Origin of the sequence: Nocardia albiluteola, assembly GCF_018860155.1 — a bacterium.
Taxonomy (GTDB): Bacteria; Actinomycetota; Actinomycetes; order Mycobacteriales; family Mycobacteriaceae; genus Nocardia; species Nocardia albiluteola.
Genome location: NZ_JAHKNI010000007.1, coordinates 446,986 through 473,021, shown reverse-complemented (window position 1 = coordinate 473,021; position 26,036 = coordinate 446,986). Strand labels below are relative to the sequence as shown.

25 protein-coding genes are annotated in these 26,036 nt (G+C 66.7%); 11 read left to right on the top strand and 14 right to left on the bottom strand.

Annotated elements, in window-relative coordinates:
- Positions 1–256 precede the first annotated feature (256 nt).
- Positions 257–1,147: a GNAT family N-acetyltransferase gene (locus KO481_RS23165; protein ID WP_215919555.1), complete on the bottom strand. Its 891-nt coding sequence runs from the start codon at positions 1,145–1,147 to the stop codon at positions 257–259.
- Between the two features lie 893 nt (positions 1,148–2,040).
- On the bottom strand, positions 2,041–2,577 hold the full coding sequence (locus KO481_RS23160) for a GNAT family N-acetyltransferase (RefSeq protein WP_215919553.1): 537 nt from the start codon (positions 2,575–2,577) through the stop codon (positions 2,041–2,043).
- A gap of 157 nt (positions 2,578–2,734) precedes the next feature.
- On the opposite strand from KO481_RS23160, the gene KO481_RS23155 reads away from it, so the two are divergent.
- Positions 2,735–3,166 carry an actin-binding ADF family protein gene (locus tag KO481_RS23155; protein ID WP_215919551.1) on the top strand — a complete coding sequence of 144 codons (432 nt, stop codon included), beginning with the start codon at positions 2,735–2,737 and terminating at the stop codon, positions 3,164–3,166.
- Positions 3,167–3,389: 223 nt separating this feature from the next.
- On the opposite strand, the gene KO481_RS23150 is transcribed toward KO481_RS23155, so the two are convergent.
- The 4 genes from KO481_RS23150 to KO481_RS23135 form a co-directional block, all read right to left on the bottom strand.
- Positions 3,390–3,725, bottom strand: coding sequence for a hypothetical protein (locus KO481_RS23150; protein WP_215919549.1), 336 nt, complete (start codon positions 3,723–3,725; stop codon positions 3,390–3,392).
- Positions 3,726–4,137: 412 nt separating this feature from the next.
- Entirely contained in the window at positions 4,138–5,043 is a 906-nt protein-coding gene (locus tag KO481_RS23145; RefSeq protein ID WP_372452105.1) for a hypothetical protein, read from the bottom strand.
- Between the two features lie 10 nt (positions 5,044–5,053).
- A complete protein-coding gene (locus KO481_RS23140; RefSeq protein ID WP_215919545.1) occupies positions 5,054–5,245 on the bottom strand; it encodes a hypothetical protein in 192 nt (63 codons plus the stop codon).
- Positions 5,246–5,380: 135 nt separating this feature from the next.
- Positions 5,381–6,367 carry a carbohydrate kinase family protein gene (locus KO481_RS23135; protein WP_215919543.1) on the bottom strand — a complete coding sequence of 329 codons (987 nt, stop codon included), beginning with the start codon at positions 6,365–6,367 and terminating at the stop codon, positions 5,381–5,383.
- Positions 6,368–6,465: 98 nt separating this feature from the next.
- On the opposite strand from KO481_RS23135, the gene KO481_RS23130 reads away from it, so the two are divergent.
- On the top strand, positions 6,466–8,556 hold the full coding sequence (locus KO481_RS23130; protein WP_215919542.1) for a trehalose-6-phosphate synthase: 2,091 nt from the start codon (positions 6,466–6,468) through the stop codon (positions 8,554–8,556).
- Positions 8,557–9,291: 735 nt separating this feature from the next.
- Complete coding sequence (locus KO481_RS23125; RefSeq protein WP_215919541.1) at positions 9,292–9,762, top strand: DIP1984 family protein; 471 nt, start codon at positions 9,292–9,294, stop codon at positions 9,760–9,762.
- A gap of 672 nt (positions 9,763–10,434) precedes the next feature.
- Here KO481_RS23125 and KO481_RS23120 read toward each other — a convergent pair.
- On the bottom strand, positions 10,435–10,869 hold the full coding sequence (locus tag KO481_RS23120; protein WP_215919540.1) for a T6SS immunity protein Tdi1 domain-containing protein: 435 nt from the start codon (positions 10,867–10,869) through the stop codon (positions 10,435–10,437).
- A 110-nt stretch (positions 10,870–10,979) separates the two neighbouring features.
- Here KO481_RS23120 and KO481_RS23115 point away from each other — a divergent pair, with 110 nt between their 5' ends.
- Positions 10,980–11,828 (top strand): LLM class flavin-dependent oxidoreductase, encoded by an 849-nt coding sequence (locus KO481_RS23115; protein ID WP_245401308.1) that lies wholly within the window; start codon positions 10,980–10,982, stop codon positions 11,826–11,828.
- A 368-nt stretch (positions 11,829–12,196) separates the two neighbouring features.
- Positions 12,197–14,194 (top strand): APC family permease, encoded by a 1,998-nt coding sequence (locus KO481_RS23110; protein ID WP_215919538.1) that lies wholly within the window; start codon positions 12,197–12,199, stop codon positions 14,192–14,194.
- 80 nt (positions 14,195–14,274) lie between these two features.
- On the opposite strand, the gene KO481_RS23105 is transcribed toward KO481_RS23110, so the two are convergent.
- Both KO481_RS23105 and KO481_RS23100 read right to left on the bottom strand, forming a co-directional pair.
- On the bottom strand, positions 14,275–14,664 hold the full coding sequence (locus tag KO481_RS23105; protein ID WP_215919537.1) for a hypothetical protein: 390 nt from the start codon (positions 14,662–14,664) through the stop codon (positions 14,275–14,277).
- A gap of 476 nt (positions 14,665–15,140) precedes the next feature.
- Positions 15,141–15,632, bottom strand: a complete 492-nt coding sequence (locus KO481_RS23100) for a MarR family winged helix-turn-helix transcriptional regulator (protein WP_215919536.1) — start codon at positions 15,630–15,632, stop codon at positions 15,141–15,143.
- Between the two features lie 156 nt (positions 15,633–15,788).
- Between KO481_RS23100 and KO481_RS23095 the strand changes: the two genes are divergently transcribed.
- Positions 15,789–16,982, top strand: coding sequence for an MFS transporter (locus KO481_RS23095; RefSeq protein WP_215919535.1), 1,194 nt, complete (start codon positions 15,789–15,791; stop codon positions 16,980–16,982).
- 128 nt (positions 16,983–17,110) lie between these two features.
- A complete protein-coding gene (locus KO481_RS23090; RefSeq protein WP_215919534.1) occupies positions 17,111–18,469 on the top strand; it encodes a wax ester/triacylglycerol synthase domain-containing protein in 1,359 nt (452 codons plus the stop codon).
- Positions 18,470–18,582: 113 nt separating this feature from the next.
- On the opposite strand, the gene KO481_RS23085 is transcribed toward KO481_RS23090, so the two are convergent.
- Together KO481_RS23085 and KO481_RS23080 are read right to left on the bottom strand one after the other, a co-directional pair.
- The gene (locus KO481_RS23085) at positions 18,583–19,008 is read right to left on the bottom strand and encodes a pyridoxamine 5'-phosphate oxidase family protein (RefSeq protein ID WP_215919533.1); all 426 of its coding nucleotides are present in this window, start codon (positions 19,006–19,008) and stop codon (positions 18,583–18,585) included.
- A 9-nt stretch (positions 19,009–19,017) separates the two neighbouring features.
- Entirely contained in the window at positions 19,018–19,380 is a 363-nt protein-coding gene (locus tag KO481_RS23080) for an ACT domain-containing protein (protein ID WP_215919532.1), read from the bottom strand.
- Between the two features lie 272 nt (positions 19,381–19,652).
- On the opposite strand from KO481_RS23080, the gene KO481_RS23075 reads away from it, so the two are divergent.
- Entirely contained in the window at positions 19,653–20,054 is a 402-nt protein-coding gene (locus KO481_RS23075) for a hypothetical protein (protein ID WP_245401307.1), read from the top strand.
- Positions 20,055–20,060: 6 nt separating this feature from the next.
- On the opposite strand, the gene KO481_RS23070 is transcribed toward KO481_RS23075, so the two are convergent.
- Positions 20,061–20,669: a TetR/AcrR family transcriptional regulator gene (locus KO481_RS23070; protein WP_215919531.1), complete on the bottom strand. Its 609-nt coding sequence runs from the start codon at positions 20,667–20,669 to the stop codon at positions 20,061–20,063.
- Positions 20,670–20,827: 158 nt separating this feature from the next.
- Between KO481_RS23070 and KO481_RS23065 the strand changes: the two genes are divergently transcribed.
- Together KO481_RS23065 and KO481_RS23060 are read left to right on the top strand one after the other, a co-directional pair.
- Entirely contained in the window at positions 20,828–21,976 is a 1,149-nt protein-coding gene (locus KO481_RS23065) for an acyl-CoA dehydrogenase family protein (protein WP_215919530.1), read from the top strand.
- A gap of 54 nt (positions 21,977–22,030) precedes the next feature.
- Entirely contained in the window at positions 22,031–23,167 is a 1,137-nt protein-coding gene (locus tag KO481_RS23060) for an acyl-CoA dehydrogenase family protein (protein WP_215919529.1), read from the top strand.
- A gap of 56 nt (positions 23,168–23,223) precedes the next feature.
- Here KO481_RS23060 and KO481_RS23055 read toward each other — a convergent pair whose 3' ends face one another.
- Positions 23,224–23,634: a hypothetical protein gene (locus KO481_RS23055; protein ID WP_215919528.1), complete on the bottom strand. Its 411-nt coding sequence runs from the start codon at positions 23,632–23,634 to the stop codon at positions 23,224–23,226.
- Positions 23,635–23,931: 297 nt separating this feature from the next.
- On the opposite strand from KO481_RS23055, the gene KO481_RS23050 reads away from it, so the two are divergent.
- The gene (locus KO481_RS23050; RefSeq protein ID WP_215919527.1) at positions 23,932–24,561 is read left to right on the top strand and encodes a LysE family translocator; all 630 of its coding nucleotides are present in this window, start codon (positions 23,932–23,934) and stop codon (positions 24,559–24,561) included.
- Between the two features lie 27 nt (positions 24,562–24,588).
- Here the strand turns inward: KO481_RS23050 and KO481_RS23045 are convergent, their stop codons facing one another.
- Positions 24,589–26,010, bottom strand: a complete 1,422-nt coding sequence (locus KO481_RS23045; RefSeq protein WP_215919526.1) for an amino acid permease — start codon at positions 26,008–26,010, stop codon at positions 24,589–24,591.
- Positions 26,011–26,036 lie beyond the last annotated feature (26 nt).

Below are 26,036 nucleotides of genomic sequence, written 5' to 3'. Positions count from 1 at the left end.
CACAGCCTAACGCCGGACTCCGAACTGCCTCTTGACATAAAGGGGATCCATGAGCGTGCGTTCCACGAGATCACTTGTCGGCCAACGCATTCGGGTACCCAAATGCGTGGTATGCGGCATAGATTACCGGATGTTCCCATGCTGATGGGGGCGGCGGCGGAGTCGATGCACCCGACCTTCGATGTCGTCGCCGCCGTGGCCTTCGGCGCCGACACGAGCACTGCCAGTCCGGTCCGGCCGGCGTATCCGCTTGGACTCAGACCGGACCGCTGATCTCCAGCCTGTGTCCCTCGGGCAGCACGCAGCAGAAGACGGTGTCGCCCCATCCCTCTCGAGTCGGCGGCCCCTCGGTGGTCCCGCCGGCCGCCACCACCCGGCCGTACACCTCGTCCACCGCCTCCGCGCTGTCCAGCAGCACCGTCACGGGCGCGATCTGCTCGCCTAGCGGGGTAGCGCGCAGCCGCAGGCTCGGGCCGTTGGACCACGGCCACAGCTTCGCCGAGGCGTATCTGATGGGCGCCCCGGGCGGCCCGACCTGGAAGCCTACGGCGATGCCCAGCGCGGAATCCAGGAACGCCAGGGTGGTTTCGACGTCGCGCACAGGCAACAGCACATGGACGGCATGGAAGGACGTGCGCACACCGGGCCCGGTCCGGCCGAGCACGACCTTCTCCCGCATTCCGGTCCGCTTGTCGGGCACCGCGAACCGGCCACGCTCGGTCAAGCCTGCACGCTCGGCGACCCGGATGGAACCGGTGTTCGAAGCGTTGGCCCACACTTCGACCAGTGGGACCCCCTCCACAGCGATGAGATGCTCGACGATGGCGGCCACCGCCTCGCCCATGATCCCCCGGCGCCAATGCGACCGGCGCAGCATCCAGGACAGCCACGGCACCGGACCTCCACCGACCAACTCCACCAGCCCTAGCGCGGGGTCCTCATCGAGCCGACGCACCGTCCACATCCGGCTGTTGGCTGGAGCGAGCCGGGCGGCCAACCGTTCCCTGGTCTGGACCGCGTCGACCGAGGCCACCTCATCCAGCCAAGGCGCGGTGACCTCCGGGTCACCGTAGCCGACGTGCAAGTCCGCCGCGTCGGTGTCCGGGTCCAGGGGGGATAGCCGGAGATGTGCGGTGACCAATTCCATTGTCGTGTCCTCGCTTTCGGCCCGCGCCAGCGGGCCTTCACGAGGTTAACGCCGCGGCGCAGGGCCGATGCCAGCTGTCTCGGGTGCGTGGCAATGATGCGTCGCAGGCCTCGACGCTTCTGCTCCTCGGGCCGGAGGATCGTGCGGCATTCGAGCACGGACTCAATCCGTAGAAGATGTACTGGTAAATGTGATTGTGTGCGGCGCACACAGACGTCCTGAAGTCAACACAAGTGATCTGCAAGGCTGAATTGCGCGCACACGCGGGTGTCGGCTCTCGTGTTCGGGATGCCCCGAGACCTGGTTGATTCCGGCGAACTGGAGTGGTCATGACGTTGCCCCGCAGCCGTGACCGAGGTCGTCCGAGCGTCTCGCTTACGTACCGTCACAGCACATAATGAGACGACTCAAAGTTGCACCTCCCCGTGCCACCCCGATGATCGACAACGACGGGAACATACCCGGTGGTTCGTGCCGGCGCCGATGGTGATCTGCTCGTGCAGGGCCTGTGCTCCTTCCAGCGGGATCGCGTCGTTGGCGACGAGGCCGATGAGCGACATCCACGGCATGGCCTCGTCACGGCGGGTTAGCGGAGTGCGGGGTCGTCCGTCTACGTCCACCACCCGCAGGACCTGCAGCCGGATATCGTTCTAGCTCCGCTCATCGCCCAGTTGGACAAAGTGCGGGATAGACTTGCTGCTGCGGGTATCGATGTGACCGATACCCCTGAAGGTCCGAAATGGTCACTAGCCCAGGGCTGAAATGCCCTGGACCACCTGATATTTCTGTAGGGTCCGGAAAGTCGTGGCGGAACACCAGCTGACTGACCTCGCCGTTTCCGGTTTGTCTCGCATCTTGGCGGGCGTCGCCAGTCTCAATTCAGTGGCATTTCTTCATGCTTCGTCCGTTGTCACGGCATCGCGCCGCGTGCCGCGCCACGCCGGTGACCGACCAACCGTACGCCGGGTGATCGCTCGATAATCGGCTATAGGATTCTGGCCTCGATGTTCATCGCGCCCGGGCGGTCCAGGGAGGCGGATCATTGCGAGTGAGTCGATTCGCTCGAATCCGAATTCTTCGTAGAGTTTGTGCGCGTTGTGCGTGAACAGGATCCAACCGAATTCGCGCCCTGGTCCGGCGTCGATCATATGGTTGAGGATGAGTTTTCCGAGTCCCCGGCGACGATGGTCGGAAGCGACGAACACATCGGCGAGCAGGGCACTGCCGATGCCATCCGATATCGCGCGAGCAAAGCCCGCCAGCATGCCGGTGGTCGACTCATGCGCGGTAACAACTCGCCAAGCGGTAGTGAACTCGTCTTCGACCTGGTCGAGGGTGCGTCCTCGGCTCCAGTACGTCTCGGTCGACAGATGCCGCCAGACGACCGCGAAATCGAGTACCGCCGAATCGGTGCCCAGTCGATAGGCCATACCGCCGATCCTATCGAGGTCGCTCGGGGAGTTGGTTCGTTCCGCACCTGACCGGTGACCTGACGTGGAATGATCTCAGCGACAAGGCATCTCAGCAAGCACGAACCGGCAGAGAACTCAAACCTCTGCAGAATCATGTCGAAAGGATGACTCCCTCATGGCATCTGGTGTCACAGTGCACGACGACGTCGTTACGCAGTTCAACGACTTCAAGTCCAAGCGACCCCCGTTCAACTACCGCTACTTCATCTACAAGATCGAAAATGACTCGGTGATCGTCATCGAATCCACTGCTCCGGCCACCGACGACTACGGCAAGCTCTACGACACCCTGTCGGCGATGAGAGACGAGTGCCGCTACGCACTCGTCGATTTGGAGGTCACGGCATCTGATGGTCGACCGACCTCGAAGATGGTCTTCATCAGCTGGTCGCCGGACACCGCCAAGATCAAGAGCAAGATGCTGTATGCCTCGAGCAAAGAGGCGATCAAGCGAGTCCTCGTCGGAGTCAACATCCATCTCAATGCCACCGATGTCAGCGAGCTCGAACAGAACTACGTGGCAGACAGCATCAAGCAGTACCTCTGACAGCGGAACTCACCAGTCGGCGATGTTGCTTCGATCACCGCGCCGGTCGACCATGCGCTGGCTTGATGCAGCAGCGGCGTCGCGTCCCAAGCCCGCGCCTGAGACACCGTCGGTCGTGGGACACCCACTACATCGCGTTCCCCTTTCCTGCGTTCGGGTAGCGTAGCCAGGATTCGTCACGGTGTCAGAGATGCTGTGCCCCAAACGAACTGCCGACGAGGGCCTAGCCTCCGAGGGACCCCCCAGCCTCGCCGGGCTCCGCCTCGAAGAGAGGGTCTGCGTTGAGATGAATCACACCGTAGTCGTAGGCGTGGCGTCTGGCTGAGACCTCGGCGATATTGACGCTGGCGATAGGGGCGGCGGTGTACACCGCGACAGGGTTGCCCGACTCGTCTGAGACCGTGAGGTCGGCTGGGACGACTGTCCCGCCACTGAGGGTCAGGCCCGGTACTCCGTCGGTGTAGGTCAGCGTCAGCGTGCCCACGTCCTCGGGTTTGATCTCCGATATCGGGATCACTCCTAGATCTGTCGTCTCAGGTGCGGCTTGCTCGTCGGACATGGCATTGCCCTCCTTCGCGTCAGCCCGATACTGACCCCCACAGATCGTCCCAAGGCGAAAGTCGTGGTCATGCCAGATCGGTTGTGCCCAGTTGAAATTCGTGGAAAAGATGCCAATTTTGCCCTGAATGGAGGCAGGAAGCGCCCCAGCAGTCTACTCCAAGGACACACGCACATCGGCTTTGCGGTGCGTTGCCGAGGGTTGAGACGATCTCCGCCCGTTGATCTTCCAAAGATCCGCGTGGCTCAGCTCAGCCGTCACATAATCGGCAGTAGCGGACGTTCTGCACCGCACCACGTTCCGGCCACCGACGTCCCGAGCTGGCAGGTTCGGACAGCACGGCTATGCGGCTTTTACCGGATCTGAGCCACCACGAACACCTCGGATACCGCGACGACCCGTGTGCCACCGATCACGCGTTCCAGGTGAACACGAACCGGTTCAGCCTGGACCTTTCATACACCAGTCCAGCGGGCAGCTGGCTCTTGTCCGTGTCGATGTCGACCGCACCGGTGGCCTGGTTATAGGTGAAGTAGGCGGATCCGACAGCGAGGTCCTGCGGAGGCGAGACGCGCTGCACGATCAGGTGGGTGACCTGAATCTCCTGGGTGTCGATCGCTGTGCACGGGTCTCCGGAGGTCAACAGTTGCTGTTCGGTGCCGACTTTCAAGGCGAGCGCGTAGACGTCCTCGTGATCGATGGCTTTGACGAACGACGCGCAGATCTGGCGCGGCTGCAGCGGACCACAGTCGTCCGACTCGCGAAGCACCGCCACGATGTCATGGATGCCGCAGGCCGCGTCGAGGACACTTCGGCCTTCGGTGGCCGCGAGGATTTCCGCCACCGTTTGGCCGCGGTTCGGCCCGGGTCCGGCCCCGGCGGCCAGCAAAGTCCCGTCTGCCGTCACCGCCAGAATGTAGTTCCCGCCGTTGCCGATGAACGCGATCTTCTTTCCTTCGGCCGCACGCAGGATCTCCGGTACCGACTCTGGATCGCCGGCGGCGAGCAGGGATCCGTCCGCCGTCAATGCCAGACTGAAGTAGCTGCCTGCGGCTACCGCGGTAATCGTTCTCCCCTCGGCGGCTTTCACGATGCCCGACACCGAGCCGGAGACGTCGGATCCGGCAGCCAGCAACGCGCCATCCTCGGTCACCGCCAGAACGTGCCTCCTGCCGCCGGCAATTCGGGTGATCCGCTTGCCTTCGGAATCATGCAAGATTGTGCTCACTTGCCCGTCGGTGTCGGCTCCGGCAGCGAGCAACGTCCCGTCGGTGGTCAACGCCAGACTGACATCGTGACCAGCGGCGACCGTCGTAATCGTCTTACCTTCAGCGGCTCCCCGACACAGGCCCGTTGGCGTCGTAACCGGCGGCCAGCAGCACCCCGCCGTCGGTCACCGCCAGGCTCAGTAGCCCGTTCGATGCAACGGCCGCGATCTTCTTGCCTTCAGCAGCCCGGAGGATCCCGGGCAGCGAGTCGCTGCCGCTCGCCGCAGCGCCGACCAGCGGACCCGCAGTCACAGTCGAAGTCCGTGCTTGATTCTCGAATATCATTGTGCGTCAACACCTTTCAATTATCGAATCGTAAGATGTTCAATCGCTCGAGAGTATCGGAGCACATGCTACTACCAACCGGAAACATTGAATCTCGGCATTTCAGTGCGTTGCGGGAGGCTGAGCCGTTGGCTGGCGTTGTTCGCGGGCCGTAGCCGCGCGACTCGATATTGTGGTTCGCGCGAGCCACCGCTCGAGGTCGGCGGTCCCCGGAGCGGTGCTGGACCCTGGGCCGGTGGTGGCTGCCGTTCCGCACGCCACGGCGGCGGCGAGGCATTTCGCCGGCGGCCAGCCGGCGAGCAGGCCATGAACGAAACCGACGTTGAAGCAGTCACCGGCGCCGGTGGTATCCAGAGCTGAAATCTGTGGTGCGGCGACGCCGTAACGTTCGCCATCGTATGTTGCGGTGGCCCCGGCGCTACCGAGTTTGATCACCACGGTCGACACAAGTTCGTTCAGCCGTGATATCGCATCGTCCATGGTCGGTGCCCTGGTCAGCCGCAGTGCTTCCTCGGCGTTGGGCGCGAAGATGTCGGTGGAAGCCAGCGCGGCTCGCACTCCGGGGGTATCGACATCGACGGCGACGTCTTGGCAGTCCATCACTACGGTGATGCCGAGGTGGCGGGCGAGCTTCAGCGCGTGCACGGTGTCGGCGTCGTAGCGTAGTTGCGGCACCATCAGGACACGTGGTCGGTATTGCCGTAGCAGCGACGGGAGCGGTTGCGGGTAGCTCGGGTCCTGGAAACTGACCATCGCACGGTCTTCGGGCGTGGACAGGGCGACGGTCAGGCTGCGCAGCGGGGTCGGCTGATGTCGGAAGGCGCTCTCGTCCAATCCTTCTGCGCGTGCCGCGTGCAGGACATGGGTGCTGAAGGGGTCGGTGCCGAAGTCGGTCGCCCACACAACGTCGTGCCCGAGCCGATGCGCGGCCATGGCCAGGGTGTAGGCGCCACCGGGCATCATTGTGAACCCATCGGCGAAGACCTCTCGGCCGGGTCGGACGGGCTCGGGTAGCCCGTGGAAGATCAGATCCACGAAATAGGCGCCCACCACGAGAATTTCCCGCCTATCCGGCTCGTCTGTGCCCATCCGATGAGCGTACCGGGGGTGAGGTGCCGAATGTGGGAGGTCGAGACGGTCACGGCGGCACCGGGATTCATGTTGCGGGTGTTAGCTTGGGATTGGTGATGAGGATTCTGGTCACCGATTTGGACGGTACGTTGCTGGGCGGGGAGATCGCCGACCGGCGTCGACTGTGTGCGGTGTTGGCTCGCCATCCCGAGGTGACGGTGGTTTTCGCTACCGGCCGCGGCGTGGCGTCGGTCGCCGATGTGCTGCGTGATCCGCTGGTGCCGAGACCACGCTGGATCATCGCCGATGTCGGTGCCACCGTGGTCGACGGCACCGACTTGCGGCCGGTCGGGGATATTCAGGCCCACCTTCGTACCGGATGGCCTGGGACACAACAAGTTCGGCATGCGTTGAGCCGCTTCGGGCAACTGACGTACCAGCGGGTGGCGCAGGACGGGCGCTGCTCGTATCACCTGGCATCGGGCCAGCTGACCGACGAACTCACCGCCGCTGTCCACGCGCTCGGATGCCGGTGGCTGTACTCGGCGGACCGCTACTTCGACGTCGTGCCGCCGAACGCATCAAAGGGCAACGCCGTGGCGGCGTTGGCCGAAAAGTTCGGTTGGCCAATGGATTCCGTCCTGGTGGCCGGTGATTCGCTCAACGACGCATCGCTGTTCGAACTGGGCACACACGGCGTGATAGTCGGCGCCGCCGAGCCCGCCCTGAACCAGGCGGTTCCCCTCGACGCGCGTATCCATCGCCCCGAGCGGCCGGGCGCGGGCGCCATTCTCACAGCACTGCACGCGCTGGGGTGGGTCGCACCGGACAACTGCACCGAGGACCGGCACTGCCTGATAGTCGGCTATCACCGACCACCGGTGCCCCGGGGCGAGCGACGATCACCGTCCAGCCCCAACGGGATTCTGCCCAGCCTGACCGCCCTGTTCGCTCAGGGGTTGCCGGGCATCTGGGTCGCCGCTCAGGTCGGTGAGGACGGTGTCGACGCACGCGAGCACGAGGCCCCATTGTCATTGCTGCCGGTGACCCCCGACGAATGGAGCGGCTACTTCCATCGCGCGTGCAAGGACACACTGTGGCCGATCCTCATGTCCGAGCCGCACCGCATGCGCTTCGATACCGCAGCCTGGGCCCACTATCGTGCAATCAACCAGCGATACGCCGAGCATATCAGCGAACGAGCAGCACACGGCGCGACCGTCTGGCTACACGACTACAACCTATGGCTCGTCCCCGGCCTGCTTCGCCAGATCCGACCCGATCTGCGCATCGGACTGTTCCACCACACTCCCTTTCCGCCGCCGGAGGTGTTCGCCGCCCTACCCACGGCAGACGAAATTCGTTCCTCGCTCATACAGTTGGACTGGGCTGGATTTCACACCAATGCCTTCGCCGACAACTTTCGACAAATCCTGGCCGGCCAGCCCACACTGCCAGCCTTGGGTGTCCATCCGCTGGGTATCGACCGTCCAGCCATCGAAACACTCGCCCGCAGCCGCGCCTCGCGCATACGGCCCAGCCGACACGCGTTGGTGCTCTCCGTCGAACGTCTCGATTACACCAAAGCCCCCGTACACAAGGTCGACGCCATAGCGGCGTTGCTCGAGCACCGCCCGGACCTGCACGGCCGATTGGTGTTCCGGCTCGTCTGCCCACCACCGGAACCAGGCATCTCCGCCTACGACACCACTCGCCGCGCTCTCGAGCGACGCACCACCGAGATCAACGACGCCTGGCGTGTCGGCAATTGGCAACCGATCGACTACATCCCGCACAACCTGCCGCTCTCCGAGGTGATGGACCACTACCTGGCCGCGGACGTGTTCTGGGTGACATCCCTTCAAGACGGCATGAACCTGACCGCAAAGGAATTCGTCGCCGCCCAGTCGGCAGTGACCGGACCCGGCTCCCGGCCCGGGGTGCTAGTGCTGTCCCGCTACGCCGGTGCCGCAACAGAACTCGGCGACGCCGCCCTACTCACCGACCCGCATTCCCCCGAAGACCTCACCGCCACACTCGCCCGCGCACTGTCCCTCGACCGCACCGAGCGCCGCACTCGCGCGAAACGTCTGGCCCACCTCTTAGGCCACGACCGCCCCATCGACTGGGCAACCCGCATCATCGACGCCATCCGCATCCGCACCCCCGACCCGACCGCAGTGCCGATCACATACCAGCCGTCCTGATCGCGCAACTCGGCAGATTCGGACATCACGAAACACGCGGAAATCGGCTACTTAAGACTTGATGCCAGGGCTTGATCCCGGCCAGGATCAGTCTGCGCCTGGACGACACCACCGACACCGAGATGCAGGCGATACCAACAGATCGATCCATCCTGCGCTACATGAAAACTGACCGCCGCTGGTGAGATGTGAACCAAATCGGCGGCTATCAGTTGGAACGGCGGTTCGTCGTCCTCGCGGCTGCCCCCGAAAGAGTTCGGCGCGGAGCCCCAAGAGGCGTCGGCATAGCTGCTATTACGTGCCCGATAAGCCTCCTCCTCCGCTTCGGCCTCGGCTTCCTGCCGGGCCCTCTCGGCACGTGTACGCGGCAACGAGGTGACCTCCCCGTATCGGGCCTTGCGGTAGCGCCAATGAAGCTCGGCACGGTGGGACCGCGGCGGGTCCTACCGAGCGCGTTCCTCGTCGGGGTCGACGTCATCCGGATCCGCGTAGGCGATCTCGCACAACGCCAGGAAGATCACCTCCACGGTCTCCCACTGCGGCAGGGCTTTCGCGGCCAGAGTGCGCCGAACCGTCTCTTCTTTTCTCCCTCAGCATTGGCGCCGCGGTGTCGCCAGTGCTGAGAAGGATTGCCATGCCAAGGTTCCCACCGACGGCACCTTTGAAGCCCACCTGTAGCCACGGGCTCGACACCACCCATAATGGACAGCCCACGGTCGAATGGAGGTCAGAGATTTGAAGCTGGCAGAGGCGTTGTCGTTGCGCGCGGACTCCGCGCGGCGGATCGAGCAGCTACGCGCTCGCATCGCGGGCAGCGCCCGTTACCAGGAGGGCGAGGAACCCGCCGAGGACGCCTCGGCCCTGCTCGCCGAGGCCGAAGAGGTAATCCGCGAGTTCGAAACGCTCGTCCGGCGGATCAACCGCACAAACGCCGCCGCCCGCATCGATGCAGAAAGCACGCTCACCGACGCACTTGCTCGCCGCGATGCGTTGCGCCTACAACACTCCATCATTACGGACGCCGCAGACGCGGCAACAGGCAGGAATCACGGCGGGTACGCGCGTCAGCTGCGTTCCGAACTCAAGATGCTCTCCGCTTTGCCTGTCGCCGAATTACGCGCCCAAGCCGATTCACTCGCCCTGCAACTCCGCGAAGTCGACGTGCGCATCCAGCGCGTGAACTGGGAGGTAGACCTCCTGGACTGACAACGAACGGTGGAGCAGGTAGTCGTTACGGAGGCGTGCACGACCCGCTGAGCCGACGGGTAATCGGCCACTTTCTTGGCGCACGATGGGCAGTGCGGGGGTTCGACTCCCTGCTTCACAACGCAGCCCAGCACCGCGCACAGGTGACAGTGCACAGCACACGACACACAACCATGTGCAGATCCATAACGACGAGGGCGGGCTAGGGGATCTCCACCCAGCGAGTAAATCCGAGTCGGCCAGTAGTCATTGGCTATCAATGATCGATAACTGGTCGTCGGCGGCTCGGTCGCGCCGGATGACGGCAATCAACCTGCGGTAGACGTCATCGATTCGGTGACCAGCTCCGCCGCGCCCACCGCGTTGATCACGTTGATGGCCCCCTCATCAACGGCGCCATCTGACAGCCGAAGGCTGTTGCGGTTGTCCAGTTCCCGTTCAGCGGGTATCGCCCTCGCCGATGGCGGTCGTGGCCGAGATCATCGGCGCTGATGCGTGGTCGCGCACCGTAGTTCGGATCGAAGGGGCGACATGAGGCAGCGGTTGGTCGGCAAGACCGCATTGGTGACCGGTAGTAGTCGAGGGATCGGCCACACGAACTACCTCGCCGCGAACCGCCGCAGTGGGCGCACCCGCTGTGCCGCGCGGCTGTGCCGTGATCTGCACCGGCCGCTATTCGAGGCCCTGAGCCTGCGCGACGAGGTCGAAGAAGACCCAGACACCGCCCTTGTGATACGACTCGGGGTCCTCCGAGCCGCCCAGGAACGGGTAGGGAGTGGCGATGTACACCTCGTCCGGACCGAGCGGCCCGAGCCGGTTGCGAATCGCGTTGACGTGCGGCGGCTGCAGGATGTGGGTGATGACGTTCGGATCGAACAGCACCCGGTCGATGAATTCGGTGAGGTCGGCGCACGCCCCGTAGCTGTTGAAACCAGGACTGTACGGGTCGAGGATCGCATACTCGCCGGTGCGGGTGCTCATCAGAAAGGCATGCCCGAGGTCCGAGTACCCGACCACGGTATCGAACCGCGCCAGGTGGTCGGTCCAGGCGGGCATCACCTCGTCGATTCGGTGCGGGCCGATGAAGCGATACGGGACGGTGGTCACCGGCACATCCAACCAGAGCGGACCTCAGTGGCCGGACCCCGCCGCCGATGTGTATATCGGACAGGGTGGAACTTCGATTCGGTATTCAGCTCGCACCCACTGCAGCAGACTTGACCCAGATTCGGGCTCTCGCTCGGCTGGCCGACCGGGAGGGGTTGGATCTTCTCGGCATTCAGGACCATCCGTATGCCGGGGCGCTGGCGGACACGATGTCGGTCATCGCGACGGTGCTCGCCGAGACCGAGCGGCTGCGGGTGTTCCCGGACGTCGCGAGCCTGCCCATGCGCGGGCCGGCGGTGCTCGCCAAACAGGCCGCGACCCTGGATCTGCTCAGTGGCGGCCGGTTCGAGCTGGCTCTGGGCGCGGGCGCCTTCTGGGCCGGGATCGCCGCGATGGGCGGGCCCACGCGGACGAATCCCGAAGCGCTGCAAGCGCTCGAGGAGGCAACTCGGATCATTCGTGCGCTGTGGCACGAGGAGACCAAGGCGCACGAGACCGGCACCTACTACGCGGTGCACGGCGTGCAGGCCGGTCCGGCGCCCGCACATCCGGTCGGGATCTGGTACGGCAGTGTGGGTCCCAAGGCGCATGCTCTGACCGGACGCCTGGCCGACGGCTGGGCCGCGCCCATCCCGCACTACCTGCCGTACGAGAAATGGCAAGCGGCACAGGACATCATCTCGGCCGCGGCGGTCGACGCGGGCCGAAACCCGGCAGCGATCACCCGGATGGCCCAGTTGGTCGGCCATATCACCGAGACGCCCGGCGCGGTGACCCTGCGCGGCGAGGAACCCATCCGCACCGACGCCGCGGGCTGGGCCCGCATCCTGGCGGACCTCGCCACCGAGACCGGCTTCGACACCTTCGTCTACTGGCCCGAATCGCAGGACGAAGCCCAGCTCCGCCGCTGGATCGGCGAGGTGGTCCCGCTGACCCGCCGGCTCCTGCACGCCGAGTAGCGACTCATCCGGCTCCGACACCCGGGCAGCAAGTCGGCTCGGGTGCCGGAGTCAGGCACAGATTGCGGCCGCGAATTCCCGGTCTGCGGCCTCCCGGCTCCGGACGGCCGTGCTTCCCCACCTGCACCGCCTGGTTGAGCAGCTCGGCGAGCAGGCAAGTACTGGACCGGGCATGGTGACCGCGGCGCCCACCCACCTGTAGCCCGTATGTTGTAGCCGCCTTGCTCACGAAGGTAAGCCAACCTAGCGGTCCAGCTGGAAATCCGGTGCCGTCCCGACGAGGTCTATACGATCAAGAGGCAACTTTTACCGTTTTCCCTACGTCCCGCTTCCCATCAGCAACCGCACACGCTTAAGGCTGGCTCATCGTGGTTTCACTTATCGATGTCGCGAAGCGGCTGGTGCTGGGGCTTCCGTTTCGCAGCGATCGGCTCGGGGAGACACTGCTGTCGAAGCGGATTGCGCTGCCAATTTTCGCCAGTGATCCACTTTCCTCGGTTGCGTACGCGACGCAGGAGATTCTGCTGATTCTCACCCTGGCCGGGGTGGCGTATCTGCATCTGGCGTGGTGGGTTGCGGCGGGGGTGGTCGTGCTGCTGGCCGTGGTGGTGCTGTCGTATCGGCAGGTGGTGCAGGCCTATCCGTCGGGGGGTGGGTCCTTCGAGGTGGTCGCGGAGAACCTCGGGGCGGGGGCGGGCCTGGTGGTGGCCGCGGCGTTGCTGGTGGACTACATCATGACCGTCGCGGTGTCGGTCGCCTCGGGCGTGGACAACATCATCTCCGCGCTGCCAGGGCTGAATCCGTACCGGGTGGCGATCAACCTCGGGTTCGTGGTGTTCCTGACCGCCATGAATCTGCGCGGCGTGCGCGAATCCGGGCGGATGTTCGCGATACCCACCTACGGATTCGTCGTCGGGGTGCTGGCGATGACCGCGGTTGGACTGGGGCAGACCTTCTTCGGGCACACCCCGGTCGCCGAGAGCGCCCACTATCAAATCCACCCCCAGCAGATCGGGCTGTCGGGCGCGGCAGTGGCCTTCCTGCTGCTGCGCGCCTTCTCCTCCGGTTGCACGGCGCTGACCGGCGCCGAGGCGATCTCCAACGGCGTGCCCGCCTTCCGCAAACCCAAGGCGCTCAACGCCGCCCGCACCATGACGGCGATGGGCGTGCTGGCGATCACCATGTTCGTCGGCGTGACGGCGCTGGCGATGCTCACGCACACCAAGGTCACCGAGAACACCTGCGACATCACCAATTTCCCCGGCAACTGCAACACCGACGCGCAGAAGACGGTGATCGCACAGATCTCCGCGGCGGTATTCGGCGGGCACAGCATCGCCTTCTACTACCTGATGGTGACCACGGCGCTGATCCTGATCCTGGCGGCCAACACCGCCTACAACGGCTTCCCGCTGCTCAATTCGATTCTCGCCCAGCGCCGCTACATGCCGCGCCAACTGCACACCCGGGGCGATCGCCTGGCCTTCTCCAACGGCATCATTCTCCTAGCGGTGGTGGCGGCCGGACTGATCTACGCGTTCGGCGGATCGACCACACGACTGATCCAGCTCTACATCGTCGGGGTGTTCACCTCGTTCACGCTGTGCCAGGCCGGGATGGTGCGGCACTGGAACCGCGAACTACGCACCGCGACAACGGCCGCCGAGAAGGCGCGCATCCATCGGGCGCGCATCATCAACGCGTTCGGCTCGTGCTTCACCGGCGTCGTCCTGATCGTGGTCATGATCACCAAGTTCGCCCACGGCGCGTATCTGGTGGTGTTCGCGATTCCGGTGCTGGTGGCGGTCATGGCCGGGATTCACCGGCACTATTCGCGGGTGCGGTCCGAGCTCGAGATAGACCCCGGCGAGGTCGAGACCCTGCCCGGGCGGGTGCACGCGATCGTGCTGGTGTCGGGCTGGCACAAGGCGACTCGGCGCGCTGTGCTGTTCGCGCGGGCGACGCGCCCGGACACGCTCACCGCGCTGTCGGTGAACGTCGACGACTCCGACACCCACGAGCTCACCCGGGACTGGGAGCAGGCCGGTATGGCGATTCCGCTGAAGGTCGTGGAATCGCCCTACCGCGAAATCACCAGGCCCGTCATCGAATACATCAAACGAGCGCGGCAGTCCCGCCCGCGCGACGTTGTCGCGGTGTACATTCCCGAGTACGTGGTGGGCCGCTGGTGGGAAAACCTGCTGCACAACCAGAGTTCACTGCGCCTGAAGGCACGGCTGCTGTTCGTGCCGGGGGTGATGGTGACGAGCGTGCCGTACCAGCTGCGATCCTCGCACACGCGGTCGCCGGAACGAATCCAGCACAGCCCCGGGGAGATTCGCCGCGGCATCACCCGGACGCACTGAGATCGGCGAACCGGCCGACCCCACCGTCCCCGAGCCTCGATCGCCCCGCATGCTGAGCCCTCCGAGATGCGCCGCCGCCCTCAACGGATCAGGGTGGAACACAACCAATCCGCGCCGATACCGAGCAGCAGGTACAACGCCGAGCACACCCGCAACCAGCGTGTAATGGCATCCAGGCGGCGCGCCTGCGCGCACAGCATCACGTAGGCCTGTTCCCGCACGGCCGGTTCGCGATCGATCGTGCGCTCGGCCGGCTCGCGGTCGATCGTGCGCTCGGCGGGCATGACCGAGCTCGACGGCGGCAGTTCCCGCGACCAGGCCGCGCCCGGCCCGAGCCGCCGCGGCTCCGGTCCCACCGCGGGGCCCATCGACTCGGCGGCGTACCGGGCGTCCTGCGCCCACGTCTCGGTGAAGAAGGAGCTGAACAGTATCCCGGTCGCGAGGGCGATGACGAGTACCCCCCAAACCATATGTCCTTTAAAGCATGCCGCCCGGCTTCGATCAAGCCCCCTTTCCACCCGCCGCGGCGAACTTCCCGATCGCACCGCCCAGCCTGCGCGCCTGACCGCAAAAATCCCTGGCCCACCCGGGAATCGCGCGATTCGGGCACCAGACCGAACCCGCCCGGAAGCCGCCACGCCCGCACCGACCGCTGGTCACCGTCCGCAACGGCCACATTCAGCGCCTTCTGGGGCCCCGGCGCCCGCCTGTCCCAGCACACCAAGCAGCACCTCATCAGCCGAGGCGACACGCGCACGGCCGATCACCATCCGCAACAGCCACATTCAGCGCCTCCGGACCCGTCGGCCGCCTGACTCAGCGCACCGGACGGCACGTCATCAGCCGGGGCGATACGCGCGCGGCCGATCACCATCCGCAACAGCCACATTCAGCGCCTTCTGGGGCCCCGTCGGCCGCCTGACTCAGCGCACCGGACGGCACGTCGTCAACCGAGGCGATACGCGCGCGGCCGATCACCGTCTGTCACAGCGGCATTGAGCGCCTCCACCGCCGACACCAGCGGCGCGAGGCCGGGATCCGCGGCGGCCTGGCGCAGCGCGCCGGACAGTGCCTCGTCGTGCGTGGGCCGCGCGGCGTCGAGCAGCTCCAGGCCGGCCGGCGTGACGTCGGTGTAGATGCCGCGGCGGTCGTCGGGGCACAGGTAGCGCTGCAGCAGGCCGCGATCCTCGAGGCGGGTGACCAGGCGGGTCGTCGCGCTCTGACTCAATGCGACCGAATCGGCGACCTGATTCATGCGCAGGTGCCCGCCCGGCCCGTCGTGCTGGCGGCTCAGCACGACCAGCAGCGAGTACTCGCGCACGCTGAGCCCGTGACCGGCCTGTAGCGACCGCTCGATCTGCGCCTCGATGCGGTCGTGCAGCACCGACAGCGCGTACCAGCCGTCGGCAAGCCCGGTGAGGGCGGCGTCGGCGGTCATATCTGCACCTTTCTTCGTCGGTCGCCAGGCCCGTGGACCGGCTCGGTTCCAGGATAGCCGCTCTCCGAGATATCCGGCGCTTGCAACTATAGAGCGTTTGCAATTATTGTGAGAGCTTGCAATCATCTTGTGCACAAAACTTAGGAGGCTCGTCCCATGCCACTGGCACTCCTGGCCCTCGCGCTCGGGGCCTTCGCCATCGGCACTACCGAATTCGCCGTCGTCGGGCTGCTCCCCCACATCGCCGGTGGCTACGGGGTGTCCATTCCCACCGCGGGACTACTGGTCAGCGGCTATGCCATCGGCGTCCTGGCGGGTGCGCCGATCATGACCGGCCTCGGCACCCGCGTCTCCCGCAAGCGGATGCTGCTGATCAGCCTGGTCCTGCTCGTCGCGGGGAACGTACTGTCCGCCGTCGCACCGACATTCGGCCTGATGCTGACCGGCCGGATCGTGGCGTCGCTGGCCCACGGCGCGTTCTTCGGGATCGGCTCGGTGGTCGCCGGATCGCTGGTGCGCCCCGACCGGCGCGCCGGCGCGATCGCGCTCATGTTCACCGGCCTCACGGTCGCGACCGTGCTCGGCGTGCCCCTGGGCACGCTGCTCGGGCAGCATTTCGGCTGGCGAATCACGTTCTGGCTGATCGCGCTGGTGGGGGTGCTCGCCATGCTCGGCATCGCGGCGCTGGTGCCCGATACGCCCGCGCCGCGCGATGCCCGGCTGCGCCGCGAGCTCGCCGTGCTCGCCAACCCGCAGGTGCTGCTCGCGATGGCGATGACGGTGCTGGGATTCGGCGGCGTCTTCGCCGCGATCACCTACCTCGCGCCGACGATGACCCGGGTCAGCGGGTACGCCGACGGCTCGGTCACCTGGATCATGGCGCTGTTCGGCCTCGGCTTCCTGATCGGCAATCTGATCGGCGGCCGGTACGCCGACCGTCATCTCATGCCCATGCTGTACACGACCCTCGGCACGCTGACGGTGGTGCTGGGCCTGTTCACGGTCACCGCGCACAACAAGGTCGCCGCGGCCGTCACGGTGGTGCTGATCGGCGCGCTCGGCTTCGCGACCGTACCCCCGCTGCAGAAGCGCGTCCTGGACCAGGCGGCCGGCGCGCCGACTCTGGCCTCGGCATTGAACATCGGCGCCTTCAACCTCGGCAACGCCCTGGCGGCCTGGCTGGGCGGCCTGGTCATCGCGGCCGGATACGGTTACACCGCACCGAATTGGGTCGGCGTGGCGCTGTCCGGGAGCGCCGTGATGCTGGCGGTGGTGTCGGGAGTGCTGGAGCGCCGGGACTCCGCAGACGCCACCGAGCGACCGGAATCCCTTGTGACGGCGGCACACTGAGTCCCGCCCACAGCCGCCCGCCCTACCGATTCGGCGGCCGTAACGTTTGCCCCTCCCGGATCCGATCGGTGTGTGGGCGCGGCCCGACGCTACAGTGACGGAAATCGACGATCGACGGGGACACACGGATGCACGCAGCGCAGTTGGTGGCCAATGACGCCGTCTACTACTACCTGGCCAGGTCGGGGCGCAATACCGATTGGCCGATGTGGTGGGTGTTCGACAGCGCGGACGGCCCGGCGCCGACCGCGCAGGAGGTCGTCGCGCACTTCACCACGCGCGCAGCGGTATTCGAGCCGCTGCGCCGCCGGATCCACGAGGCGCCCGGCGGATTCGCGCATCCGTTCTGGGTCGCCGACGACAGTCCGGTCGAGGATCATCTGGTGGCCCATCCGGCCGGGATGACGTGGGCCGCGTGTCAGCACGCGATGGCCGAGCTGCTCATCGAGCAGCTGGATGCGCGGGAGTGCGCGTGGCGGCTGCACATCTTTCCCGATGTGTCGGGCATCGACACCCTCACCGGCGCCGGGACGGTCGTGCTGATGCACACCTCGCACGCGCTGATGGCGGGCCCGGCGATGACGTCGCTGTCTGAGGCGCTGTTCGCCGCGACGCCGGCGCCCGTGCACATCGACGGGCAACCCGCTGCCGCGCAACGGGTTCGGGCCTGGCCCGCGGCGGTCGCCGGTGCGCTGTCCACGCCCTGGCGGCTGGCACGCTTCATCGGCGCGGTCGGCCGCGAGAACCGGAACATCGCCCGCGACGGCGGGGAGGGCTGGCTGACGCAGCGGCCGCGGACGAAGACGGCGCTCAACCGGCGCGTCGGCCGCGGGCGCGCGATGCGCACTGTGCCGCTGGATGTTTCGGCCGTCCGGGTGCCGGGCGTAACCGTCACCGCGGTCGGGCTGACCGCCATATCCCTTGCCATGCAACGGTATTTCGGCAAGCACGATGCGCCCTGCCCGGACGATCTCGCGGCCTACGTCACGATCGCGGTGCCGGAGGCGACGGTGATGGGCGTCAACCGCGTCGGCGCGGACGTGATCGATCTGCATCCCGGCGAATCGGGACTCGCGGACCGCGCCCGTGCCGTGGACGCCACGCTGCGCGCCCGCCGCGGTTCGGCGTCGAGTCCCCGCGAGCTGATCCGGCTCGGCCTCGTCGACGGCCTGCCCAGCCGCAGCTATCGCGCGCGGTTCGGCACCCTGCCGGCCGCCGATCCGAACGCGCCCGACCCCGCCCACACGATCCTGACCAGCATCCGCTGCGAGCTGTCGGCGGAATTGTCCTTGCCGGGCAGTAGGTTCCGGTTCGCGGGCATGCTGCCGCCGGTCTATCCCGATATCGCCCTGGCGCATTCGTTCGTCGGCGCCGACAAGGCATTCGCGGTCTCGGTGGCGTGCGATCCGGACATCGTCCCAGATCTGGACACCTACTGCGATCTGCTGGTGGACGCGTTCGGCGAACTCGCCGCGGCGCTGGCCTGACACCGTCCGCGCGGCGCGTCGTTTTCGGCCGCGTCCCGAGGCCTGCCCGATGCGTGAACCTCGCGGCAGGTGAACCTCGGGACAGCGGCGATCCACATATCCTGCGGGTGAACTCAGTCGAGCCAGGCGCCGCTGCCGCTGACCTTCGTCAGCCGGACCCGCACCAGATGGCCCTCCCCCACCGAGGGATCGGACAGGAAGTCCACGTCGGGGCCGATGTAGGCCTTGGCCAGCTCGCGCAGCAGGGTCCGCGCGCCGCCCTCGGTGATCTCGGCGCGGCCCTCGGCGACCAGGTATTCGGCGAGACCGTGATCGTCGATCCGGCCCGACTCGTACGAGATGCTGACGCGCGGATCCCGCTGCAGATTACGGACATAACGCTTGTCCAGGCCGATGGTGCCGATGGTCAGGGTCTCGGCCTCGGCCTTGGTCCACACGCACCGCACGTACGGCGCGCCGTCCTCATCGATGGTGACCAGGTGAGCCAGCAGGCCGCCGTTGATACCCGCGACGGCCTTGGCGGACAGAGTGGTTCGCATCAGCAGAGACTACCGTTCGTCGATCCGGTGACCGGCTTCTCGCAGGGTCGCGGTGGCCTCGGCGAGCCGGTGTTCGGGCACCAGGACCAGATCGGCGTGATAGGTGGAGGTGACGAATACCGGAATACCGGCCTCGGCCAGCGGCCCGACAATCGCGGCGGGCATCCCGGTCTCGCGCCCGTGCTTGGCCGGATCGCCGTACAGCCCGATCCAGATCTCCCCCTCGGCCCACGATGGCGCGTCGCGCACCACGGTCAGCCCCTCCGGCGCCCGCACCAACGCGATCCACTCGTCGTCCTCGGGGAACGTGGCCTCGGGAAAATGCTCGACCGCGAACCGGGAGGGCACGATGTGCAGGCGCTGGGCACTCATGCGGGCAATCCTAGGTGGGCGCGGATGCCATCCGGACCCCGTGTCGGCAACCCAGGAACGACTGGGCCGCGCGGGAACAGGTGACGCCGCGTCGGATCGTCGGTGCCGCGGGGCAATCTGCCCGATGCCACGGAGCGTCTACCCGGCGCTGTGCGGTGTCCAGCTAGCGTCGTGGGGCAACTACCCAGCGCTCAGCGTGAGGTGTCGGTGGCGTGCGAGACACTGACGGAGCGCAAGGATTCGCAGCGACACGGCGAGGAGGTGGGCGGTAGATGGCCGACGGTGACGGGCCCGACGACCCAGGGCCGGATGACATGGCGCGCGACGACGTCGAGAAGCGCTGGCACGATCCGGAGATGTACCGCCATGCGGCCGGTTACTGCGTCGGCGTGCTCGTCGTCGCGGCGCTGGTGTTCGCGGGGGTCGACGAGTGGGCCGGACGCCGGGAGCCCTGCCGACAGGTGGCACATACCTTCTGCGACACCACATCCCGCATCGCGATCCTGCTCGGGCCCGGGCTGATCCTGGTCGCCGGTACGGTCGGCGCGTTCATCGCCACCTATCGCGCCTGGCAGCGGCATCGGGCGTGGCCGATCTGGCAGGGCGCGGGCTGGTTCCTGATGACGCTGAGCCTGGGCTATCTGGCGATCGGCTCGGGCACGATCATGAGCTGACGCCCCTCACGGGGTGACCCCGAGCAGCGCCTCCTGCACCTGGCGCAGCCGGTCCACCTCGCCGCGGAATCCGGCGACCGCGTCGTTGTAGAGGAATGCCTCCACCAGCCGGACCAGCGCGTAGGCGAGGGTCTCCCGGTCGATCGGCGGCCGGTAGCCGTCCTGCTCCTGTGCGCGCTGGATCAGCTCGCCCAGCGCGCGGACCGTCGCCTGATGCACCGCCCCGTCGCTGCGCGTGATCAGCCGCAGCGCGGCGGTGGATTCGTTGTCGAAATACGTTCGCACCGAGGGGTCCTCGGCCAGCCAGCGCACCGTGCGGTCCAGCACCTGCGACACCCGATGGGCCCCGCGGGCCTGGCAGCGGCGGTCCGCGGCCACGACCATCCGTTCGAGCTGGCGGGCCAGCGCCGTGCCCAGCAGCCCGTCGCGGGAACCGAACCAGCGGTAGATGCTCGCGCGGCTCACACCGAGCCCGGCGGCAATCGCATTCACATCGACGCGCTCGCCGGCACGGAACGCGGCCAAGGTGACATCCAGCACCGCCTCGGGGCTGGCCGTCGCCGGACGCCCGCGCGTTCGCGCGGTCTCACCGCGTGCTGTGTCACCGGGCGTCATTCGCCCAGCATAGGTGCCGCAGCCCGGGAGAACGCACCTCGCATCGCAGCACCTCCCCACTCAATTTGATACACACCACTCTATGTGTACCATTTCCGGTGTACGGATGGTCCGCCGCCGAGTCGAGGTGACCGGTGCGACCACGATTTGGAGGTCTCATGCAACTGGCGCTCACCGACGACGAGCTCGCCTTCCGCGAGGAACTGCGCGCCTTCTTCCGCCGCGAAATCCCCGCCGACATCCGCAATGCCTACCGCCAGGGCCAGGAGATCGGCCGCGACGGATTCGTCACGACCCAGCGGATCCTCAATGCCCACGGCTACGCCGTGCCGAACTGGCCGGTCGAGTGGGGCGGGCGGGACTGGACCCCGATTCAGCGCCACCTGTGGCACGACGAGATGCAGCTGGCCTCGGTGCCCGAGCCGCTGACCTTCAACGCCAACATGATCGGCCCGGTCATCGCGCACTTCGGGTCGCAGGAGCTCAAGGAACGCTTCCTGCCGGCCACCGCCAACCTCGACATCTGGTGGTGCCAGGGCTTTTCCGAGCCCGACGCCGGCTCGGACCTGGCCTCGCTGCGCACCACCGCGGTGCGCGACGGCGACTCCTACATCGTCAACGGCCAGAAGACCTGGACCACCCTGGCGCAGTACGCGGACTGGATGTTCTGTCTGGTCCGCACCGACCCGAACGCGCCGAAGAAGCAGGCCGGGATCTCGATGCTGCTGTTCCCGGTGGACACCCCCGGAGTGACGGTGCGCCCGATCAAGCTGATCGACGGCGGGTACGAGGTCAACGAGGTGTTCTTCGAGAACGTCCGCGTTCCGGCGGAAAACCTTGTCGGGCAGGAGAATCAGGGCTGGACCTACGCCAAGTTCCTGCTCGGCAACGAACGCACCGGCATCGCCGGGGTGGGCGCCACCAAGGTGCGGCTGTGGCTGGCCAAGGAATACGCGCGCGAGGCGGGACTGCTGAGCGACCCGCTGTACACCGCCCGCATCGCCGAGCTCGAAAACGAGCTGCTCGCACTGGAATTGGTGCAGCTGCGGGTCGCCGCCGGATCTTCCGACGGCAAACCGAATCCGGTGTCCTCGATCCTGAAGCTGCGCGGCACCGAACTGCAGCAGGCGGTCACCGAGCTGCTCGTGGACATCGCGGGTCCGCAGGCCCTGCCGGTCGAGGGCGACACTCCGGACTGGGAGCGGCATTCCACCGCCACCTACCTGAACTACCGCAAGACCTCGATCTACGGCGGGTCCAACGAGGTACAGCGCGGCATCATCTCCGGCACCATCCTCGGGCTGTAAGCCGCTACCACCCCCGACCCGCACACCCGAACCGGCTGAATGAAAGGGCCGTTCATGGATTTCGAACTCACCGATGAACAGCGCATGGTGCAGGACACCGTGCGCGACCTCCTCGCCCGCGGATACACCGCGGAGCGGCGCAACGCGGTCATCGCCACCGACCTCGGACACGACCCGGCCATCTGGCGCACCCTCGCCGAAATCGGCGTGCTGGGGCTGACTTTCGCCGAGGACGACGGCGGCATGGGCGCCGGACCGGTCGAGGCCATGCTGGTGGCCACCGAACTGGGCCGCCGACTGGCGCCCGAGCCGGTGCTGACCGCCGCGCTGATTCCGGGCGGGCTGATCGCCGCGGCCGGAACCGAGCTGCAGCGCAAGGAGATTCTGCCGAAGGTCGCCGAGGGCGAGCTGCGGCTGGCCTTCGCCCACACCGAGCCGGGCCACCGTTACCCCGCACCGGCCACCGCCACAACGGCCGTGCGCCGCGGCGATTCGTGGGAACTGAGCGGCCGCAAGCATCCGGTCGCCGCGGGCGACAGCGCGGATCTGCTGATCGTCAGCGCCGCTACCGAATCCGGCACCGGGCTGTTCCTGGTCGATCCGGCCGCCGCGGGCGTCACGCGTCGCCCGTACCGCGCTCACGACGGATCCCGCGGGGCGGATATCGAATTCGCGTCCGTGCCCGCGATTGCGCTGGGCGCGGTGGGCGATTCGGCGCCGGATGCGGCCGAGCACATCGACGCGGCCACCGTGCGCGCGCAGGCGCTGCTGTGCGCCGAGGCGGTCGGCGCGATGGAGGAGGCGCTGCGCCTCACCACCGAATATCTGAAGACGCGCAAGCAGTTCGGCGTGGCGCTGCGCACCTTCCAGACGCTGACCCAGCGTGCGGCCGACATGTACGTCTCGCTCGAGCTGGCCCGCAGCATGAGCTACTACGTGACCATGTCGCTGGCCGACGGCGCCGTCGATCCGATGATCGCCGCGCGCGCGAAGCTGCGCGTCGGGCGTTCGGGGCGGCACATCGGCCAGGAGGCGGTGCAGTTGCACGGCGGCATCGGCATGACCGCGGAGTATCCGGTCGGGCACTACCTGGCCCGCCTCACCGCGATCGAGCACACGCTGGGCGACTCCACCGATCACCTGCGCCGGCTGGCCGCCCACGTCGGCGACCATCAGCTCGCGGAGCTGTAGGGCCCGAATACGCAAGGGCCCCTCGGCATGACGTTCATGCCGAGGGGCCTCTCCGACTATCCGCAGTGCACGTTGCGCCCGATCCACATGTTGTCGGTACCGCCGATTAGCCCGCCCCAGTCGATGCACTGATGCGCCGCCTGCAGATAGACCGGACCCGCGTACCAGGTGTACGGCTTCTTATCCTGCGCGAAATCGCGATGGTTCTTCGACAACTCCACACCGGCGGCCATGTCGATGTTCGCGCCCCGGTCGTCCCGGATCGTCACGACGCAATTCTTTTCGCCGTTGTAGGTGAGGTAGACGGTGCCGCCCCGCAGCGGGTGCGAGTCGATCACGTTGTAGCCGTTGCCACATTGATTGCCGTAGGCCGCCGCCGACGCGGTGGCGGGCACGAGAGCCGCTGTCGCGGCAACAATTCCGATCGCCCCCGCGCACGCGGCCGCAATCCTTTTCGCTTCGATCATCGAAAATTTCCTTCATCGGTTGTGGTTTCGTGCGAGCAGATTTTTACCACAACAACAAATTAAAGAAACTTCCCAGATATGGGAACCATTGTGCCGCATCGCATTTCACGCGAATAATTCAATTACGGTGAAAATAAAAGTTTACCCCGTGATTTAATTTCGCAAACATTTCCCTGGTGGGAGCATATTAATTCGAGACCGAAAAGCGCGGTAGCGGTTACCCGCCATCGCCCCGAGCCATGCCCTCACCCCCGCGCGGCCTCGGCCTCCGGCAATGGCGCCCGTTACCGTGATGGCATGTTGCACGCCCTGCTGTCGTTCGCCGTTGTCGCCGGTCTGCTCACCGTTGTTCCCGGGCTCGATACCGCGCTGGTGCTGCGCGCCGCGGTCGGACGAGATCGGCGCTATGCCTTCGCCACGGCGGTCGGGGTCGGCAGCGGCACCCTGATATGGGGAGTCGCCGCGGCCGCGGGCATTACGGTACTGCTCAGCGCGTCGGAGATGGCCTACACCGCGCTGCGGATCGTGGGCGCGATCTACCTGGTCTGGATGGGACTGGGAATGGTACGCGGGGCGCTGCGCAGGCGGGGCGCTGCGGTCGGGGCCGAAACCGTCGAGGTGTCCGGCGGTGTCGTCCGCGCCTGGGCGCGCGGCCTCGGAACGAATCTGCTCAACCCCAAGGTGGGCGTCTTCTATATGGCGATGCTGCCGCAGTTCATTCCGGCCGGGTCGTCCCATCTGCTGATGGGTACGGCGATGGCAACGGTGCACAACATCGAGGGTCTGATCTGGTTCACCGCCATCATCTGCGCGGCGGGTTTCGCCCGGACCTGGCTGAACCGGGACGGCGTACGCCGCGCCTCGGACGCGATCACCGGAACCGTGCTGGTGGCGTTCGGCCTCGATCTCGCGTTCGACCGCCGGTAGCGACGGCCGAACGCAAGCGATAACTCCTTACGCGTTCACCGAATCCGGCCGCCGGACAAGACGGCTGACGATCGGATATCCGGCGCACACCAGCGCCATCCACACCACGCCGACCACGACGGCGGTGCGGCCGCTGTCGGTGAAGAACAGCAGCACCACCACCAGACCCAGGAATCCCAGCGCCAGTGCGCTGGTCACCGGGGCGCCGGGCAGGCGATAGTCGCTGGCCGGGAGCTCGCCGCGGCGAACCTTGGCGCGATAGACCATGTGGCACGCCAGGATCATGCCCCAGACGACGATGATGCCGATCGTGCTGACCGAGGTGATGTAGTTGAACGCCTTGTCCGGGGAGATGACGTTCACGATCACGCCAATCACCATCGCCGCGGCCGAGACGATGATGCCCGTGTACGGCACCTGCCCGCGACTCAGCGCGCCCAGCCCGGCCGGGGCCTCCCCGCGCAGCGCCAGGCTGCGCAGCATGCGCCCGGTGGAGTAGATCCCCGAATTGCAGGAGGACAGCGCGGCGGTCAGCAGCACGAAGTTGATGATCCCGGCCGCCCCGGGAATGCCGATCTGCTGGAACACCTCGACGAACGGGCTGGTGCCCGCATGGAATTGGGTCCAACTCACCACCGACATGATCACCAGCAGCGCGCCGATGTAGAACAGTCCGATCCGCACCGGCAGCGTGTTGATCGCCTTGCGCAGCGTGGTACGCGGATCGCGGGCCTCACCGGCGGTCACGCCCACCAGTTCCACGCCGACATAGGCGAACACCACGATCTGCAACGCCAGCAGCGCCTGCCCGAACCCCTTGGGGAACACCCCGCCCTGATCCCACAGATTGCGCACCGAGGGATTCGGCGCGTGCCCGAACCCGATGACGAGCACGCCGATGCCGATGACGATCATCGCGATGATCGCGGTCACCTTGATCGCGGAGAACCAGAACTCACCCTCGCCGAACAGGCGCACCGAGATCAGATTCGCCGCGAACAGCACGCCGAGCACCACCAGGGCGGTGGCCCACTCCGGGACCGCGAACCAGTATTTGACGTACTTGCCGGCCACGGTGATCTCGGCCATGCAGGTGGACACCCACACCGCCCAGTACGTCCAGCCGGTGACAAAGCCGGCGAAGCGGCCGAGGAATTCGTGGGCGTACTCGGCGAAACTGCCCGAGACCGGGCGGTAGGTCAGCAGCTCGCCCAGCGCCCGCATGATCACGAAGATCGCCACGCCCGCGGCCAGGTAGCACAGGATCAGCGCGGGTCCGGCCTGCTGTATGGCCCCGCCGGCGCCGTAGAACAGGCCGGTACCGATGGCCCCGCCGATCGCGATCATCTGAATCGTGCGGGGGCTGAGCCCCCGCTTGTAGCCCTCTTCCTCACCCGTGGGTTCGGTCGCCGGCGCGCTCGGCGCCCCGGCTCTGCGGTCCGTCGTCATGCGACGCACGGTACCGGGTGGGTTCG